The organism is Acinetobacter sp. ANC 4973 (assembly GCF_002135275.1).
Taxonomy (GTDB): domain Bacteria; phylum Pseudomonadota; class Gammaproteobacteria; order Pseudomonadales; family Moraxellaceae; genus Acinetobacter; species Acinetobacter kyonggiensis.
Window position 1 is genome coordinate 172,742 of the sequence record NZ_NEGM01000001.1, and the last position, 17,043, is coordinate 189,784.

At 39.4% G+C, this 17,043-nt stretch carries 15 protein-coding genes; 5 read left to right on the forward strand and 10 right to left on the reverse strand.

Annotation, left to right across the window (positions count from 1 at the left end; genetic code table 11):
* From ispC to rimO, 6 genes are all read right to left on the reverse strand, one after another.
* Window positions 1-1,197: a 1-deoxy-D-xylulose-5-phosphate reductoisomerase gene (gene ispC, locus B9T30_RS00885; protein WP_086183359.1), complete on the reverse strand. Its 1,197-nt coding sequence runs from the start codon at window positions 1,195-1,197 to the stop codon at window positions 1-3.
* Window positions 1,198-2,022, reverse strand: a complete 825-nt coding sequence (locus tag B9T30_RS00890; RefSeq protein ID WP_086183360.1) for a phosphatidate cytidylyltransferase — start codon at window positions 2,020-2,022, stop codon at window positions 1,198-1,200. It lies immediately after the preceding gene.
* Between the two features lie 10 nt (window positions 2,023-2,032).
* A complete protein-coding gene (gene uppS, locus B9T30_RS00895) occupies window positions 2,033-2,779 on the reverse strand; it encodes a polyprenyl diphosphate synthase (protein ID WP_004651727.1) in 747 nt (248 codons plus the stop codon).
* 6 nt (window positions 2,780-2,785) lie between these two features.
* Complete coding sequence (gene frr, locus B9T30_RS00900) at window positions 2,786-3,340, reverse strand: ribosome recycling factor (RefSeq protein WP_086164039.1); 555 nt, start codon at window positions 3,338-3,340, stop codon at window positions 2,786-2,788.
* Window positions 3,341-3,418: 78 nt separating this feature from the next.
* Window positions 3,419-4,147: a UMP kinase gene (gene pyrH / locus B9T30_RS00905; protein ID WP_004651724.1), complete on the reverse strand. Its 729-nt coding sequence runs from the start codon at window positions 4,145-4,147 to the stop codon at window positions 3,419-3,421.
* Between the two features lie 48 nt (window positions 4,148-4,195).
* The gene (gene rimO, locus B9T30_RS00910) at window positions 4,196-5,539 is read right to left on the reverse strand and encodes a 30S ribosomal protein S12 methylthiotransferase RimO (RefSeq protein WP_086183361.1); all 1,344 of its coding nucleotides are present in this window, start codon (window positions 5,537-5,539) and stop codon (window positions 4,196-4,198) included.
* A 362-nt stretch (window positions 5,540-5,901) separates the two neighbouring features.
* Here rimO and glnL point away from each other — a divergent pair, with 362 nt between their 5' ends.
* Both glnL and glnG read left to right on the forward strand, forming a co-directional pair.
* Window positions 5,902-7,011, forward strand: coding sequence for a nitrogen regulation protein NR(II) (gene glnL, locus B9T30_RS00915; protein WP_086164042.1), 1,110 nt, complete (start codon window positions 5,902-5,904; stop codon window positions 7,009-7,011).
* Entirely contained in the window at window positions 6,998-8,479 is a 1,482-nt protein-coding gene (gene glnG, locus B9T30_RS00920) for a nitrogen regulation protein NR(I) (protein WP_086164043.1), read from the forward strand. Before glnL ends, glnG begins: the two co-directional genes overlap by 14 nt.
* Before the next feature lie 57 nt (window positions 8,480-8,536).
* On the opposite strand, the gene B9T30_RS00925 is transcribed toward glnG, so the two are convergent.
* The 4 genes from B9T30_RS00925 to mnmG form a co-directional block, all read right to left on the reverse strand.
* A complete protein-coding gene (locus B9T30_RS00925) occupies window positions 8,537-8,863 on the reverse strand; it encodes a hypothetical protein (protein ID WP_086183362.1) in 327 nt (108 codons plus the stop codon).
* A 115-nt stretch (window positions 8,864-8,978) separates the two neighbouring features.
* On the reverse strand, window positions 8,979-10,184 hold the full coding sequence (gene mhpT / locus B9T30_RS00930) for a 3-(3-hydroxy-phenyl)propionate transporter MhpT (RefSeq protein ID WP_086183363.1): 1,206 nt from the start codon (window positions 10,182-10,184) through the stop codon (window positions 8,979-8,981).
* A gap of 274 nt (window positions 10,185-10,458) precedes the next feature.
* Window positions 10,459-12,267 (reverse strand): tetratricopeptide repeat protein, encoded by a 1,809-nt coding sequence (locus tag B9T30_RS00935; RefSeq protein ID WP_086183364.1) that lies wholly within the window; start codon window positions 12,265-12,267, stop codon window positions 10,459-10,461.
* A gap of 94 nt (window positions 12,268-12,361) precedes the next feature.
* Window positions 12,362-14,242: a tRNA uridine-5-carboxymethylaminomethyl(34) synthesis enzyme MnmG gene (gene mnmG, locus B9T30_RS00940; protein ID WP_086183365.1), complete on the reverse strand. Its 1,881-nt coding sequence runs from the start codon at window positions 14,240-14,242 to the stop codon at window positions 12,362-12,364.
* Between the two features lie 254 nt (window positions 14,243-14,496).
* Here mnmG and B9T30_RS00945 point away from each other — a divergent pair, with 254 nt between their 5' ends.
* The 3 genes from B9T30_RS00945 (at window position 14,497) to B9T30_RS00955 (ending at window position 17,032) form a co-directional block, all read left to right on the forward strand.
* A complete protein-coding gene (locus B9T30_RS00945) occupies window positions 14,497-14,847 on the forward strand; it encodes a hypothetical protein (RefSeq protein ID WP_086183366.1) in 351 nt (116 codons plus the stop codon).
* A 141-nt stretch (window positions 14,848-14,988) separates the two neighbouring features.
* The gene (locus B9T30_RS00950; RefSeq protein ID WP_086183367.1) at window positions 14,989-15,879 is read left to right on the forward strand and encodes a bile acid:sodium symporter family protein; all 891 of its coding nucleotides are present in this window, start codon (window positions 14,989-14,991) and stop codon (window positions 15,877-15,879) included.
* Between the two features lie 262 nt (window positions 15,880-16,141).
* Window positions 16,142-17,032: a bile acid:sodium symporter family protein gene (locus B9T30_RS00955; protein WP_086183368.1), complete on the forward strand. Its 891-nt coding sequence runs from the start codon at window positions 16,142-16,144 to the stop codon at window positions 17,030-17,032.
* The last annotated feature ends 11 nt before the right edge of the window (window positions 17,033-17,043 follow it).

The following is a 17,043-nucleotide window of genomic DNA, read 5'->3' on the forward strand; positions in this document are numbered from 1 at the left end:
TTAACTTCCATTATTGATGACAATTTGCTGTGCAACAGAACGAGCCACTCGATCTGCTTGCAAAATAAGCTCTATCGATTCCGCAGCACTATTTTCCACTTGATTCAAAGTCTGTTCGACCACTTGAGGGATTTCAGTAAAAGCAATCGCTTGATTTAAGAATGCTGCAACTGCAACTTCATTTGCTGCATTTAAAATGGCAGGAGCCAATCCACCACTTTGCATAGTCTGTCGTGCCAGTTTTAATGCAGGGAAACGCGTTGTATCAGGTTCTTGAAAATCCAACTGATGATTCATAAATAGATCAAGTGCAGGTACATGGGTCTGAATACGCTCAGGCCATGCAAGTGCATGCGCAATTGGCGTACACATATCAGGATTACCCATTTGCGCTAAAGTTGAACCATCCACGTACTGAACCATAGAGTGAATAATACTCTGCGGATGAACCACCACTGTTACAAACTGTTCTGAAATTGCAAACAGATGACAAGCTTCTATCAGCTCCAAACCTTTATTCATTAAGGTGGCAGAATCAACAGAAATTTTTTGCCCCATAGACCAATTCGGATGCTTACAGGCCTGTGCAGGCGTTACATTTTGTAATTGTTCAAGACTATGGTTGAGAAATGGACCACCAGAAGCGGTCAGTAAAATTCGCGATACACCCTGCTTCGGCTGTCCATTGCGCTCCGCCTGAAAATACCCATCAGGCAAACATTGGAAAATAGCATTATGTTCAGAATCAACAGGAAGCAATTGGGCATTGTAATCAAGTGCAGCTTGCATCATGAGATCGCCAGACATCACCAATGCTTCTTTATTTGCAAGCAAGACACGCTTACCAGCCTTAACAGCAGCAAGTGTTGGCAATAAGCCCGCAGCACCTACAATAGCAGCCATAACCACATCAACATCTGTATGTTCAGCAACAGCAATTAAGCCAGCCTCACCTATCAGAATTTCAATATGATTCAAATCTTGTTTTTGGAACTGTTGTTGTAGTTCGGCAACTTTATTTGCTGGAACAACTACAATTTTCGGTCGATACTGTTTGCATATTTCAACAAGTTCTAAAATTCGACTATGTGCCGTGACTGCAAATACAGAATACTTTTCAGGATGCTGCTGCAAAATTTTTAAGGTGCTTTGACCAATGGAACCCGTTACACCCAATATACAAACAGATTGCGACATCTATAAATTTACACCAATAAGTTTTAAAACATACATGCCAGCAGCAAAAATTGGAGCCGCAGCAAGCAATGAATCAATACGATCTAGCACGCCACCATGTCCTGGTAGAATACGACCTGAATCTTTAATTCCTGCACGACGTTTGATCATAGATTCAAACAAATCACCTAAAACAGAACTAAATACCGTGACTACAGATAAAATCAAAAACAGAATATGTTGAGCAATGGTTAAGTCTAAATAAAGAACCTCTACAGCAGCAACAATCAGCATTGCAGTAAAAACACCCCCATATAAACCTTCAACCGATTTATTTGGACTCACATCTGGTGCAAGTTTTTTCTTTCCTAATTTACGTCCGACAAAATAAGCACCACTGTCTGCCCCCCATACCAATAAAAACAGGTACATGAGCCACCATGGTGAACTATGCCATACAGAGAAAATTGCGGTAACCGCAGCAGAAATTAAAACAAACCCAATAATCTTTAAGCTTGGATTGTACCATCCATCATAATCTGGATACGATTTAACCCAAAAGATGCTTAAAATCCAACATAAAATAGAAGCTGCCCAAAGCAATAAAGCAATATCATTAAAATATAATGCCAAAGTTGCTAAAGCCGCAGTTGCAATACCATAAACCCAAGCTAGGAGTTTCACAGAATTTTTATTTTTTCTTGGCATAAGCTTAAACCACTCATACCCTGCAACCCCTGCTGCAACAATCATCAGCATAAACATTGGATACTGAGACTGTGTAGCAAACATACAACTGAGTACGACTGCTACCAATACCAATGCGGTTATAATCCGCTCTAACATGTATTAATTCTCAATTTTTCTCTTGTTGGATTTGCTCTGAAGTTTTCCCAAAACGACGTTCGCGCCCAGCAAAAACTGCTAACGCATCATCGAATTCCTCAACAGTAAACTCAGGCCATAAGGTTTGGGTAAAATACAGTTCAGCATATGCTGCCTGCCAAAGTAAAAAATTCGACAAACGAAAATCACCACCTGTACGAATCAATAGATCGACAGCTGGTAAATCCGCCATACTGACATGTTGTCCAAACAACTCAACATTTATATCTTCAATAGCGATTTTTTTTGCAACAGCATCCGCTGCAATTTGCTTTGCAGCCTGCGCCATATCCCACATACCACCATAACTGATCGCAATGGTCAACGTCATGCTGTCGAACTTAGCAGTCCTTTGTTCAGCTTGCAACATTAACTCACGTAAATGTGAAGATAAACGAGAACGATCACCAATAAAACGTAAAGCAATATTAAATTTTTCCATTCGAGGCAATTGCTCTAGGATTGTTTCTTCTAACAATACCATGAGTAAATCCACCTCAAATTGGGGACGATTCCAATTTTCGCTAGAGAATGCGAAAACAGTTAACGCTTGAATTTGATTTTTTCTACAGTGTTCAACAATCGGATCGAGGACATTTTTACCTTCACGGTGTCCATCACCTTTTTGCATTTGCATCTTTTTAGCAAAACGATTGTTGCCATCCATGATGATGGCAACATGTTTTGGAAGAAGCAAGCTATCTTCTGATGCGGTCATTAAATCTTAAACCTTCATCAATTCAGCTTCTTTCGCAGCCAAACGCTTTTCTACTTCAGCAACGAATTTATCGGTGATTTTTTGAATGTCGTCTGATGCACGGCGATCATCATCTTCAGAAATTTCTTTTTCTTTCAATAATGCTTTTAAATCACCCAATACATCACGACGAATGTTACGAATCGCAACTTTGGCATTTTCAGCTTCAGTACGCGCAACTTTTTGCATATCACGACGCGTTTCTTCAGTCAGTGCAGCCATTGGCACACGAATCGCATCCGCAGTAATCGGGTTAAGACCTAAACCTGCTTCACGAATCGCTTTATCAATTGCAGATACCATTGAACGTTCAAATGGCTGTACCAACAATGTACGTGAATCTTCAAGACCAACGTTTGCCACTTGGTTCAGTGGAACATCAGAGCCATAGTAAGAAACCATCACACCATTTAAAATAGATGGGTGCGCACGACCTGTACGAACTTTGGCAAAACCGTGCTCTAGAGACTCTAGAGTCTTATTCATACGGTCTTCGCTGTCTTTTTTAAGATCGTTAATCATATGATCTTCCTTACTTAATTCTAAGAGATGTAATTACTAAATAGCGTGTAGTATAAAGAGCTTTCAGGCTCACGTACATTAATTCGTAACGTGTGTCCCTTCTTTTTCACCCATAACCACTGAAAGCAATGAGCCAGATTTGTTCATATCAAAGACTTGAAGTGGTACATTATGGTCGCGGCACAAGCAAATTGCGGTTAAATCCATAATACCTAATTTTTCATCAAGTACTTGATCGAAAGTTAACTTGTCATATTTCACAGCATCATCGTATTTACTTGGATCTTTATTATAAACGCCATCGACTTTGGTGGCTTTCAAGATCAAGTTCGCTTCGATTTCAATACCACGTAAGCAAGCTGCTGTATCTGTCGTAAAGAATGGATTACCTGTACCCGCAACAAATACGCACACTTCGCCTTGAGTTAAATGGCGAATCGCATCACGACTTGAATAAGATTCAACTACAGCACCAATCGGTAAAGCAGACATTAAACGCGTTTTAATGTTACGGCGCACCAAAGCATCACGCAAAGCCAAACCATTCATCACAGTCGCAAGCATACCCATTTGATCGCCTGTTACACGGCCAACCAAACCATCTTTTTGCAATTGACTACCACGGTATAAGTTACCACCACCAACCACGATACCCACTTGAACACCCAAACCAACTAAGTGTGCAATTGCTAAAGACATTTGATCAAGCACTTGTGCATCAATCCCCATGTCTTTATTTCCAGCAAGCGCCTCACCAGAAAGTTTTAATAAAATACGTTCGTAACGGGGCTTTTTTGAGTCCAACATCTGGGAATCTCCGAATTTTCAAATATCTAAAACTTTATTCGTATCTTTTTAAGCTGATTTGATCTGAATTAACTTGGCATATAAATCATATTCATCTGCATCAGTAATTTCAACTTCGAGCAAATCACCCGATTTAATCAAGCTCTTATCAATATCTTCTACAAAAACATTACCATCAATTTCAGGCGCATCTGCATAAGAACGTGCAATCGCTACTGGGAATTCTTCATCTAAATCATCAACCAGCACAGTCATGGTTTGACCAATACGTTTTTGTAGTTTCGCAGCAGAAATAGCCTGTTGAACTTCCATAAAACGCTCATAACGATCTTGCTTGATTTCTTCAGGCACATGATCTGGCAAATCATTTGCTGTCGCACCTTCTACAGGCGAATAGGTAAAGCAACCGACACGATCAAGCTGAGCTTCTTTCAACCATTCAAGCAACACTTGGAAATCTTCCTCAGTTTCACCTGGGAAACCCACCACAAATGTTGAACGAATCACCAATTCTGGACATTTTTCACGCCACAATTTCAGACGTTCCAATGTGTTTTCACTATGAGCTGGTCGCTTCATCAATTTTAAGATGCGCGGACTGGCGTGCTGAAAAGGAATATCTAAATATGGCAAAATTTTGCCTTGCGCCATTAAATCAATCACTGCATCCACATGTGGATATGGATAAACATAATGTAAACGCACCCAGATACCAAGCTGACCTAAAGCTTCACACATATCATAGAATTTGGTTTTAACCGGCTGACCGTTCCAAAAATCCAATTTGTATTTGGTATCTAGACCATAAGCTGATGTATCTTGTGAAATCACCAAGACTTCTTGCACACCCGCTTTTTTCAGCGCTTGTGCTTCGCTTAACACTGAACCCACAGGACGTGAAACCAAATCACCACGCATACTTGGAATAATACAGAATGTACAACGATGGTTGCAGCCTTCTGATATTTTCAAATAAGCATAATGTTTTGGCGTTAAACGAATCCCTTGTTCAGGAACAAGGTCAATAAATGGGTTATGCTTAGGTGGTGCAGGCACATATTCATGCACAGCTTCCATCACATCTTGATACGCGGCAGCACCCGTTACTTTTAAAACACTTGGATGCATTTGACGAATTTTTTCTTCATCTTTACCCAAACACCCTGTCACAATGACACGGCCATTTGCGCTAATGGCTTCGCCAATTGCGTCTAAAGACTCTTGTACTGCAGATTCAATAAAACCACAAGTATTAACAACAACCAAATCAGCACCATCATAATCCGATGCTACATCATAACCTTCAGTCTTCAACTGAGTTAAAATTCGTTCAGAATCTACCAATGCCTTAGGACAACCTAAAGAAACGAAACCGACTTTGGGGGACTTCATGAATCTGCACTCCACTATAATGCGCGTATTGTATGTCTTTTCGAATCATAAAAACAGACAGAAAGCCGACTCTTTGTATAACGCACCAAAATACATCCAATTTTTTACCAAATATTTTATGCGCACCATTTTGGTTCACTAATAATTTTAATTGCTTTACTATGCTATGAGTTTCTGCAATCAAAGCACAAAAAAAAGCACACTTTTATTGCGGCAATTTTTTTATTTAGACAAATACTTAAAGTTGGCGTGCATTTTGCTTTATTTCGACAACGTTTAATTCGTTGAATGTCCCAGAATAGGGAGAAATGACAAGAAGTGCAGATGCCATTGCGCTATTTTAATACAGGATGCTTTCGCTAATGGATCAACCCGTCGCTATCGACTACCGCCTTTTAGTGGACAACTTAACTACAGCTATTTTGCTGGTCGATCGTCACCTTAATATTTTTTATTTAAATTCTTCTTGTGAATCATTATTTGACATTAGTTTGCTGCGCGCCTCGGGTCAACCTGTTTTAAATTTACTCCATATGCCCAATGATGAATTCAATACCCAAGAAGCACTATTAAATACATTCACCACAGGACAACCCTATACCCGTCGTGAAGCAACCATTAGTGTGAATTTTAAAGATATTCATGTGGATTATACTGTCTCACAAATTAACGCTCAAAAGCCGTATCATCCACTGCTCCTAATCGAACTCAATCCAATTGATCGGATGTTGAAAATTTCTAAAGAAGAAAACTTAATTCAACAACATCAAGTTGCAAGACAATTGATTCGCGGTGTAGCGCACGAAATTAAAAATCCTTTAGGTGGCATTCGTGGTGCAACACAACTCCTTGCGCGAAGCTTGAATGATCCACAATATGCAGAATTTACCGACATTATTATTAGTGAAGTCGATCGCTTACGTAATCTAGCCGACACTATGCTCGGATCTCGCCAATTACCGAGTTATGAACTGGTTAATGTGCATGAACCTTTAGAACGTGTTCGCTCTCTCATTACCAATCAAACCAAAAAGAAAATCAAAATCACCCGTGACTACGATTTGTCATTACCTGATGTGATGGCAGATCGCGATCAACTTATTCAAGTCATGCTTAATATCAGCGTCAATGCAGTACAAGCTATGATGGAAAATAAAGAATTCTTTGTTGATCACCAACCTGAACTTATTTTACGAACACGTATTCAACGCCTTGTCACGATTAATGGTGTGTTAAAACGCTCTGCTATTCGCATCGATATTGAGGACAATGGCCCAGGTGTGCCAGAAGAAATTTTAGAATCCGTGTTTTACCCACTGGTCACAGGACGTGCTAAAGGCACGGGACTAGGGCTGAGCATTGCACAAAATATTATGCATCAACATAGCGGAATGATTGAATGTCAGTCAGTTCCAGGAAAAACTGTATTTAGCTTATATTTACCTTGGGAGTCTAACCATGTCGCGAAATAAAATATGGGTAATTGATGATGATCGTGCCATGCGCTGGGTGTTGGAAAAAACATTCAAAGAAGAAGGTTTTGATGTTACCAGTTTTGAAGAAGCGCAATCTGCTCTTGATCAACTGAGCACCGATTTACCTGATGTAATTTTGACCGATATTCGTATGCCAGGCATCGATGGTCTCACCTTTTTAGGCAAAGTAAAAGCCAGCCATCCTGATCTCCCTGTGATTATTATGACAGCGCATTCAGATTTAGAATCTGCTGTATCCAGTTATCAAACAGGTGCTTTCGAGTATTTACCTAAACCTTTTGATATTGATGAAGCCTTGGCGTTGGTCAATCGTGCGATCTTGCATATTACCAAGTTACAACAACAAGAATCTGCCAAAACCGCTCCTCCAATTCAATCTGCTGAAATCATTGGTGAATCCCCTGCTATGCAGGAAGTATTCCGAGCAATTGGCCGCCTATCGCAATCTCACATTACTGTACTGATTAATGGTGAATCTGGGACAGGTAAAGAGTTAGTTGCACATGCGCTTCATCGCCATTCCCCACGTAGCAGCAAACCTTTTATTGCCTTAAATATGGCAGCCATTCCAAAAGACTTGATTGAAACTGAACTGTTCGGACATGAAAAAGGTGCCTTTACAGGTGCAAACTCTCAACGCCAAGGTCGTTTTGAACAAGCCAATGGCGGAACGCTATTTTTAGATGAAATTGGCGATATGCCATTTGAAACCCAAACACGCTTATTACGTGTATTAGCAGATGGTGAATTTTATCGCGTTGGTGGACACATTCCTGTCAAAGTTGATGTACGGATTGTTGCTGCCACTCATCAGGATTTAGAAAAATTAGTCAATGATGGGCGCTTCCGTGAAGATTTATATCATCGTCTAAATGTGATCCGTATCCACATTCCAAAACTTGCACACCGTAGCGAAGACATTCCAATGTTGGCGCAACACTTCTTGGCTCGTGCTGGTAAAGAATTAGGTGTGAATCCTAAAATTTTACGTCCAGAAACCCAAGAATATATGCAACAACTGCCTTGGCAAGGCAATGTGCGTCAGCTTGAAAATACTTGCCGTTGGCTAACGGTCATGATTACTGGGCGTGAGGTCTACCCTGAAGACCTACCTTCTGAATTAAAGCAAATTCCAATTCAGCGCTCTAGTGATGAAGCTCAACCCAATAGTACTTTTGATCGCGTTTCACTGCATCATTGGGATGAGTTATTAGGCCAATGGGCTATACAAAAGCTTAAAAATGGCGAGATGAAAATTCTTGACATTGCAACGCCTATGTTTGAACGTACTCTAATTACAGCAGCTTTACAACAAACACGTGGACGTAAACGCCATGCTGCTGAACTTTTAGGCTGGGGTCGTAATACTTTAACCCGTAAGCTCAAAGAACTTGGCATGGACACTGTCGATGATGATGTTGAAGAAGAAATTATCGAAAGTTAATTTCTTCTCAAAAAAAAGCTCCTTCTGGAGCTTTTTTTAATCCAATGTCATACCATTTTATGCAGTAAAACCCACATAACGAAAATACCCCTCTATTCCCAAATCTGATTTAACAATCAAATAATCAGGATAAGTAGATAGAGTGATCTCTGAAAACATATTCACCTGATCATCATTAGCATGTAAATCATCTACCGAACGCGGCATAGTCTGCTCGAACTCATCGGTCATATATTCAAAGCCAACATCCATGGCAATAAATAATGTATGTTCACATGGCTGAACATATTGTTCCTCAGCCCAATCTATAACGTTTTGTTGGCAATGTGGACAAGAAATATTATCTGTTGCCTGAATAGAGAGTTGAATCAATTGATAGGTCATAAAAAATAAATCAGTTTTTCTATCATGCTAGTTTAGCAAACAATTCAACTTTCTCTATTTTTTAAATAAAATTGCAAAAAAGAGAATCTTTCGATTCTCTTTTTTCTCGCTTGAGTTACTTGTAAGTCGATTTATAACGCGATAGCGCAGTTACAGCAACTGCTGAAATAACTACGGCAGGTAAACTTGCGATTAAAATACCAGTCGCCCCCAAGCCCAATGTTAAAATTTCCCCCGTTAACAAAGGCCCTGTCATTGCACCTAAACGCCCCAAAGAAATCGCACTTCCTACCCCTGTTACTTTCCCCATTCCTGAATAGAAAATTGGTGAAATCCCATAAAGAATAGACTGACCACCTGTAGAAAAAATACCGCCCATCACGCCTGCTAAAATTAATACAGGAATAGACGTTGTCGTAAACAATAAAACCAGCGCAATAAATAACCCACCATAGATAATGGTCGCCATTTGCCAAAGTTTTAAGCGATCCAACAAATAACCCAAAGCCAAAGTACCAACAACCGCACCGACTTGAAAGACCAACATGACCATAAAGGCTTGTGGCTTTTCCAAACCCTGTTCCATCAACAAGTTAGGCAACCAACTAATCAAAATATAATTAATCATTAAGGTAAAAAAGAAACCCACCCAAAGTGGCAAGGTATTCTTATATTGTTGGTTTTTAAACAATACTTGCGCCATATTTGGCACAGTTTCTATAGCTGCTTTCTCGACAACAACCACTTTTGGCTTATCCTTAAGAATAACTGCCATCAATGGAATTAATAGCAACGGCGTTAAACCGCCAATCAAAAATAAAGTTTGCCATTGAACTTCAGGTAACAATATTGCAAGGCTCGCAACAAAGATTGCACCAACAGGTAAGCCGCAATACATCAAGCTATTTAATTTACCCCGATTCGCTTCAGTTGCTTCATCACCCACAACTGAAATCATGGTTGGCATTGCAGCCCCAAGTCCCAAACCTGTAAAAAAGCGGGCCGCATATAAAGCTTCAACACTTGGTGCCAATGCCGTTAAAGACATAAAAATGCCAAAAATGGCGATAGAAAGCATCAAAACTTTCTTCTGCCCTAGATAATCGGCAATGCGCCCACCAAAGAATGCTCCAAAAAGCATTCCAAATACGCCTAAACTAAAAACATATCCCATTTGAACTTGATCCAAACCGAATGTCGCTGCAATTCCTTTAGCTGCAATACCCGGTGCTTGAAGATCAAAACCTTCAAAAAATGCGACCCAAAAACACAAAAATATCGTTAAGAATTTTTGTAGTTTCCCTGTGTGTGTTTGTGCCATGATCGATCTCCATCAATAATTAGCAAATTACATGACCGAGTAATTTGCTCAAGTATTCTGAAATCAAATCTTGTATAGAAATAGCGCGACAATGGTCGGAATTCACTCCCTATGATTTAGAAAAGATTCTCTTATTTAGACCCAAACACTTATAAAACTATAGCTTAAAGCTCTTAGTAATTTTAATACATCAGTAAATACAAAAACTTAGACCTATAAAAGTTATTAACGATACAGTAATAACAAATAACAATCGTTGCAAAAAAAATGACTTTTATTTCTTCCAAAATTGCCACTTACTACGTTTAGGTCGTTTTTCTTCAATTCGCACCAACCCTTGTAATGCTTCATTATTCATTCTGTCATACATTTCTAAATACTCAGAATTCAACTGCCCCCCTACATATTCTGGAGTGTATGCCGTTGAAGGCTTTCGTAATGAGCGCTCATACCATTTTTGTGCAACATCTAAATTTGCATTAAAATAAAGCCCTTTTTCATATAAATAACCAATTTTACATTCTGCATAGCGATCTTTCTGATCAGCCGCTTTTTGAATCCAGTACACTGCTTCTTCCAAATTTTTTTCAGTGTACAACCCATTTAAATACCAGTAGCCTACTTGATACTGCGAAGATGCTTCACCTTTTTGCGCATTGAGTAAAAACAATTTAAAGAATAATTGCTTGGCTTCATCCATATGTAAAAATGAATCAATTTTTCGGATTTGCTCATTGATTTGCTCAATTGAATAATCACGTGCATTTTTGAGGATTTGCTGTGCCTGTTGAAATGGGCTGTCTTCTGCAAAGGATGCGATTAATTGCATGGCTTCCGCCTGCATTGCATCTATACCTTCAATACGTGCATCTAGTACAACATTTAAATGTTTTCGGGCAGATGCTAAATCGCGCTCAACACCTCGCCCCTCTAAATACATACGGCCTAAGCTTAAATCTGCTGCTATTACCTGCCCTGCTACTTCTTGATACAGTCCAATTGCCATATCTAAATCAAGCGGTACACCTAAACCATGCTCATATTTATCTGCCAAATTATTGATTGCAACTGAATTACCTAAATCAGCAGATTTTTGATACCAATATACGCATTGCTCGTAATCACGTTTTGTCCCAATTCCATCTTGATACATCCAAGCTAAATGATAGTAAGCATTAGCTAAAACTACTTTTTCAGTTTCAGGAGCTTGAGATGCAATTCGATGATAAAGATATAATGCCCGCCCCGGATGAATCACATGGTCGCTCACCACACCATAATTCGGATAAACTGAATTGACTAAGAAACAGGTTAACCAACCAAAACGATAATAGGCTGCCAGTTCCAATGTCGCTGCCCAACAACCCTGTTCAGATGATTGTTGCAAGAGCTGCAAACTTTTTTGTAAATCTTGCTCGGTGCCATGTCCTCGTGCATAACATCCTGCCAACTGATATAGCGCAATACTATCCATTTTGGACGCAGCTTCTCGATACCAGTTAAAGCTTCCTTCCAGACTTTTTTGTAAAATTCCGCCAATAAACAATTGCTGTGCTAACTGACACATCGCAGGACTATATCCTGATTGTGCAGATTGACGTAGTAAATCAATATAACGTTGGAAGTCATGTTGTTGATAAGCTTGATCTGCCAAATAATATTGATAAATGCCTCGATATTGCTCGGCTTTATCTCTAATTAATTGAAGAATCAATTCGCCATGCCCTATTTTATGTTCAGCAAAATAATCAATACGTGCTATCAATCCCAAACTTTTAGACACTTGCTCCAAGGGTAGAAACCATCGTGTAATGGTATAGAGCCCCGGAACATCTTTCATTTTCACAATGTCAGATGATGACTCAGGATCTTCTGGTCTAACCAATGCTCTCAGCATCTGCATAGGAGATTCAGCTTGTAGTGGCATTAAATTCACCCCAACCAGCTCCCCATCATTGGTTTTAGCAACCTCCCAAACTTTCATAATAGCTTGATCAAATTGATAAAACTCACCACTTTGATTTAACCAGATAACAATATCACCCGCGCGTATCTCTTCCCCACTTTCATAATATAATGACATTAGCTCACCTTATTTTTTATTGTATATTTTCCCCGCACAAATTTTACCAAAAAAAAGCCCGCATAAAGCGGGCTTTTTTAATAAATTTCAAATATTAAGCCGATTTTTTAGCTTGTGCATTCTTACGAATGGTAATCATGACTAGCTGTACCGCAGCAGGTGTCACACCCGGAATACGACTCGCTTGCGCTAAAGTCTCAGGTCGTACATCTTTCAATTTCAACGTAATTTCACGCGACAAACCTGACACGATGTCATAATCAAAATCAGCAGGAATTTTCGTATCTTCAAGGCGTTTCATCTGTGCAACATCTTCATGTTGACGGTTGATATAACCTGCATATTTCACTGCAATTTCAATTTGCTCGCCCACAAATGGAGTAACTTCAGAACCTGTGAGTTCTGCAATTTGAGCAAAGTTGATATTTGGACGTTTCAACAAATCAATCGCAGAACACTCTTTAGAAAGATCTGCACCCGTCATCTCAACGAATTTTTTACCCATTGGATTATTCGGTGCAGCCCATAAATGTTGTAAACGACTGGTTTCTTTCTCAACTGCTTCCATTTTTTCACAGTAAGCCGCCCAACGCGTATCATCAACCAAACCAAGTTCACGACCCATTGCCGTTAAACGCTGATCCGCATTGTCTTCACGTAACATTAAACGGTATTCCGCACGTGAAGTGAACATACGGTACGGTTCTTTCGTACCTAACGTAATCAAATCATCAACCAATACACCCATATACGCTTCATCACGCTTAGGTGTCCATTGTTCTTGATCCCACGCACGACGTGCAGCATTTAAGCCCGCAAGCAAACCTTGAGCACCTGCCTCTTCATAACCCGTCGTACCGTTAATTTGACCAGCAAAATACAGGTTATTAATGGCTTTGGTTTCTAAAGAGAATTTCAATGCTTGTGGATTGAAATAATCATACTCAATTGCATAACCCGGACGAAGAATATGTGCATTCTCCATACCACGAATTGAACGTACCAATTCAAACTGAACATCAAATGGTAGCGACGTCGAAATACCATTTGGATAAAGCTCGTGTGTTTCCAAACCTTCTGGTTCAAGGAACACTTGATGCGAATTTTTATCGGCAAATTTATGAATTTTATCTTCAATCGATGGGCAATAACGCGGTCCCACACCTTCAATCACACCTGTGTACATTGGTGAGCGGTCTAAACCACCACGAATAATCTCATGTGTCCGCTCATTGGTATGAGTGATATAGCAATTCACTTGTTCAGGATGCATAGACGCATCGCCCATGAATGACATGGTTGGCGATGGAAAATCACCCGGCTGTGGTGTCATTACCGAAAAATCCACCGAACGCGCATCAATACGTGGCGGTGTACCGGTTTTTAAACGACCAACAGGTAAATTCAACTCACGTAAACGTGCTGCCAATGAAATAGATGGAGGATCACCCGCACGACCACCGCTCGATTTTTCCAGTCCTACGTGAATCACGCCACCCAAGAATGTACCCGTGGTTAGCACCACCGTTTTCGCATCAAAGCGAATACCCATTTGCGTCACAACACCTTTAACGGTATCGCCATCTACAATTAAGTCATCCGCCGACTGCTGAAAAATATCCAGATTGGCTTGATTTTCTAATGTTTCACGAATGGCTGCTTTAAAACGCACACGGTCAGCTTGCGCACGTGTTGCACGTACTGCCGCACCTTTACGCGAGTTTAAAATACGGAATTGAATACCACTCTTATCGGCAGCCAATGCCATTGCACCGCCTAAAGCATCAATTTCACGTACTAAGTGTGATTTACCAATACCACCGATGGCAGGATTACAGCTCATCTGCCCTAAAGTCTCAATGTTGTGAGTTAAGAGTAATGTCTGTCGACCCATACGCGCCGCAGCAAGTGCTGCTTCGGTACCTGCGTGACCGCCACCGATAACAATGACATCGTAAACTTTAGGATAATGCATAATGGTTTGAGAGATAAAAAAGAATGACGGAGTATTATATCAAAACTAAGCAAGATAAGTTGACAAATTCAGTCAATTTTAAGCGTGACCACCGTATTCATGTACAGCGCATCAAAAAATTGAAATGTAATCATGCTTTGCAGAGTTACATATAAATAAAACATTTAATCTTCAAAATTTACTTGAATCACATTGTTTTATTTTGGGTGTTTTATAACCTGTAAGTTAGTACACGACAAACAAAGGTATAAGTGATGAATAAGAATATTTTCTTCTCCGCAATACTCTGTAGTCTTTGTCTCACACCCTTTACCACGCAGGCCAATGATAAAGTTGAAACAACTTATAATGCGCAAAAGTACCAACAGGTTTGTAAAGGCAAAATGCAAGGTGATCAAGTCAGCTTTGCTTACCGAGGCATTATCTGGAATGGGACTTGCGAACCTCAATTCTTCCCGTCTTCCAAAAAAGTGATGCTAAAAGGTGACGAAGCCGAGTTAAATTCTATTTGCCACAGCGATACAAATGCAACCTCAATGAATATTAAAGGGCATGAAATCAAAGGTAAATGTGCTTTAGGATTTACTGCTCCACGGCCTAAATAATCAGATTATTATTATTTCGTTAACCAAGTCAAAAAAGTGGGCAAAAAAATTATTTCTTTGTCCACTTCCTTTATTGCTTATTAAAAGAACTTGTTTAAACTCACAGCATATTAAGGAATAAAAATAGAAAAAGGATGTTTCATGGATTCAGGGCTATTCACATTTTTTTTACCAATAGCACTTGCCATCATGATGACTGGATTGGGACTGGAACTGACACCGAAAGATTTCCTACGGATCCAATACTATCCAAAGGCTATTTTTTTAGCTTTATTCGCCCAACTGATTATTTTAGTTTTTATTGCTTTTTTAATTTGCATCTTTTTACAACTACCACCACTTTTAGCTGTAGGCTTAATGCTACTTGCAGCCTCACCGGGTGGGCCGACTGCAAATTTAATTAGCTATATTTATAAAGGGGATGTTGCATTAAATATTACCCTCACGGCTATTAACTCGATTATTTGCACCTTTACCCTACCTTTTATAGTCAATTTATCAATTCACTATTTTTTAGGCGATCATCAAAAAATTGGCATGCCGATCACAAAAATTACTCAGGTCTTTTTAATCATTTTTATCCCCGTGTGCTTAGGGATGCTCATTCGTTCAGCTATACCGACAATTGCATTACAGCTTAAAAAACCCATGCGATTACTGTCTGTTTGTTTCTTAACTTTTATTTTCTGCTTTGCATTATATAAGGAACAATCTAACGTCATCGAATATTTTGCAGACATTGGCATTGCAACCGCTCTTTTTTGTTTTATGAGCTTATTGGTGGGTTATTTATTACCCCTCCTCGCTGGAATCCCTGACCAACAGGCGCGTGCATGTACCTTTGAAATAGGCATTCACAACACCACTATTGCATTAACGATCGCACTTTCAGTTTTATCCAATAACACCATCGCTATTCCGGCAGGCATTTATTCTATTTTCATGTACGCTTTTGCATTTTTGTTTGGTTATATTTTAACAAAAAGCCCACTTAACATTAAGCAAGAAAAGCCTAAAGCCATTAATGACTAAATAGCTAGACTACTCCTTTAAACTACAAAGGAGTACTTAATCTACATTCCCTTTAAGATGAACAATCTTGATCAGACCCAAGCACTCCAGCCCCTTGATAAAAGCGAACAAATCATTAACAACCGAAGCCAATGCAAAATTCATACGAGCTATTCCATATTTTTTATTTATCAGCTATACAACTATTATTCAATTTATAACAATCAGTAGAAAAAAATTAATCTCAATTAAATAAAAATCAACTCAAGATAGGAGATTTTGAATGGATTCAGGAATTATCACCATTTTATTACCCTTAGCACTCGCCATTATCATGATTGGCTTAGGACTAGAACTCACACCAAAGGATTTTACCCGTGTAACCAAACAACCTAAGGCAGTTTTAATTGCCTTATTTTGCCAATTGGTGATTTTAGTCAGTATTGCTTTTATTATTTGTAAAGTTTTAGCCCTTCCACCTTTGCTTGCTGTTGGTTTAATGCTCCTTGCAGCATCACCGGGTGGGAGTACAGCCAACTTATTTAGTTATCTCTTTAAAGGGGACATTGCACTCAATATTACTTTAACCGCAATCAATTCAGTCATTGCTGCTTTTACCCTACCTTTCATTGTTAATTTTGCTATTCAGCACTTTATGAATGATGGGCAAGAAATTAGCTTGCAGTTCAGTAAAATTTTACAAGTGTTTGCGATCATCATTGTTCCTGTTGGTATTGGTATGCTGATTCGACACTATGCACCGCACTTCACTGAAAAACTCAACAAACCCCTGCGTATTTTTGCAGTGAGCTTTTTAGTCTTAATTATTATTGGCGCCATCACCAAAGAGCGTCATCAAATTTTAGCATATTTAGCACAAGTGGGCTTAGCCACTGTTTTATTCTGCTTATGTAGTTTATTGATCGGTTATTTCGTGCCACGATTATTGGGAATCAATAGTGCACAAGCACGTGCATGCGCATTTGAAATTGGCATTCACAATAGCACCCTTGCGATGACCATTGCCCTTACAGTCATGGCTAGCTCTACAGTTGCAATGCCAGCTGCCGTGTATTCTATTTTCATGTATGTATTTGCAGCTGTATTTGGCATGTTGTTAAATAAGTTCGCACCGCAACCCAAGGTGGACGTTATTCATGAACCTGCGACTTAAAACAACTACAA

Coding starts and splice junctions, on each gene's coding strand:
- B9T30_RS00935 (WP_086183364.1), bottom strand. CDS start 12,267: ATGTCATTATATTATGAAAGTGGGGAAGAGATACGCGCGGGTGATATT.
- B9T30_RS00945 (WP_086183366.1), top strand. CDS start 14,497: ATGAATAAGAATATTTTCTTCTCCGCAATACTCTGTAGTCTTTGTCTC.
- frr (WP_086164039.1), bottom strand. CDS start 3,340: ATGATTAACGATCTTAAAAAAGACAGCGAAGACCGTATGAATAAGACT.
- B9T30_RS00950 (WP_086183367.1), top strand. CDS start 14,989: ATGGATTCAGGGCTATTCACATTTTTTTTACCAATAGCACTTGCCATC.
- rimO (WP_086183361.1), bottom strand. CDS start 5,539: ATGAAGTCCCCCAAAGTCGGTTTCGTTTCTTTAGGTTGTCCTAAGGCA.
- B9T30_RS00955 (WP_086183368.1), top strand. CDS start 16,142: ATGGATTCAGGAATTATCACCATTTTATTACCCTTAGCACTCGCCATT.
- mnmG (WP_086183365.1), bottom strand. CDS start 14,242: ATGCATTATCCTAAAGTTTACGATGTCATTGTTATCGGTGGCGGTCAC.
- ispC (WP_086183359.1), bottom strand. CDS start 1,197: ATGTCGCAATCTGTTTGTATATTGGGTGTAACGGGTTCCATTGGTCAA.
- B9T30_RS00925 (WP_086183362.1), bottom strand. CDS start 8,863: ATGACCTATCAATTGATTCAACTCTCTATTCAGGCAACAGATAATATT.
- uppS (WP_004651727.1), bottom strand. CDS start 2,779: ATGACCGCATCAGAAGATAGCTTGCTTCTTCCAAAACATGTTGCCATC.
- pyrH (WP_004651724.1), bottom strand. CDS start 4,147: ATGTTGGACTCAAAAAAGCCCCGTTACGAACGTATTTTATTAAAACTT.
- glnG (WP_086164043.1), top strand. CDS start 6,998: ATGTCGCGAAATAAAATATGGGTAATTGATGATGATCGTGCCATGCGC.
- mhpT (WP_086183363.1), bottom strand. CDS start 10,184: ATGGCACAAACACACACAGGGAAACTACAAAAATTCTTAACGATATTT.
- glnL (WP_086164042.1), top strand. CDS start 5,902: ATGGATCAACCCGTCGCTATCGACTACCGCCTTTTAGTGGACAACTTA.
- B9T30_RS00890 (WP_086183360.1), bottom strand. CDS start 2,022: ATGTTAGAGCGGATTATAACCGCATTGGTATTGGTAGCAGTCGTACTC.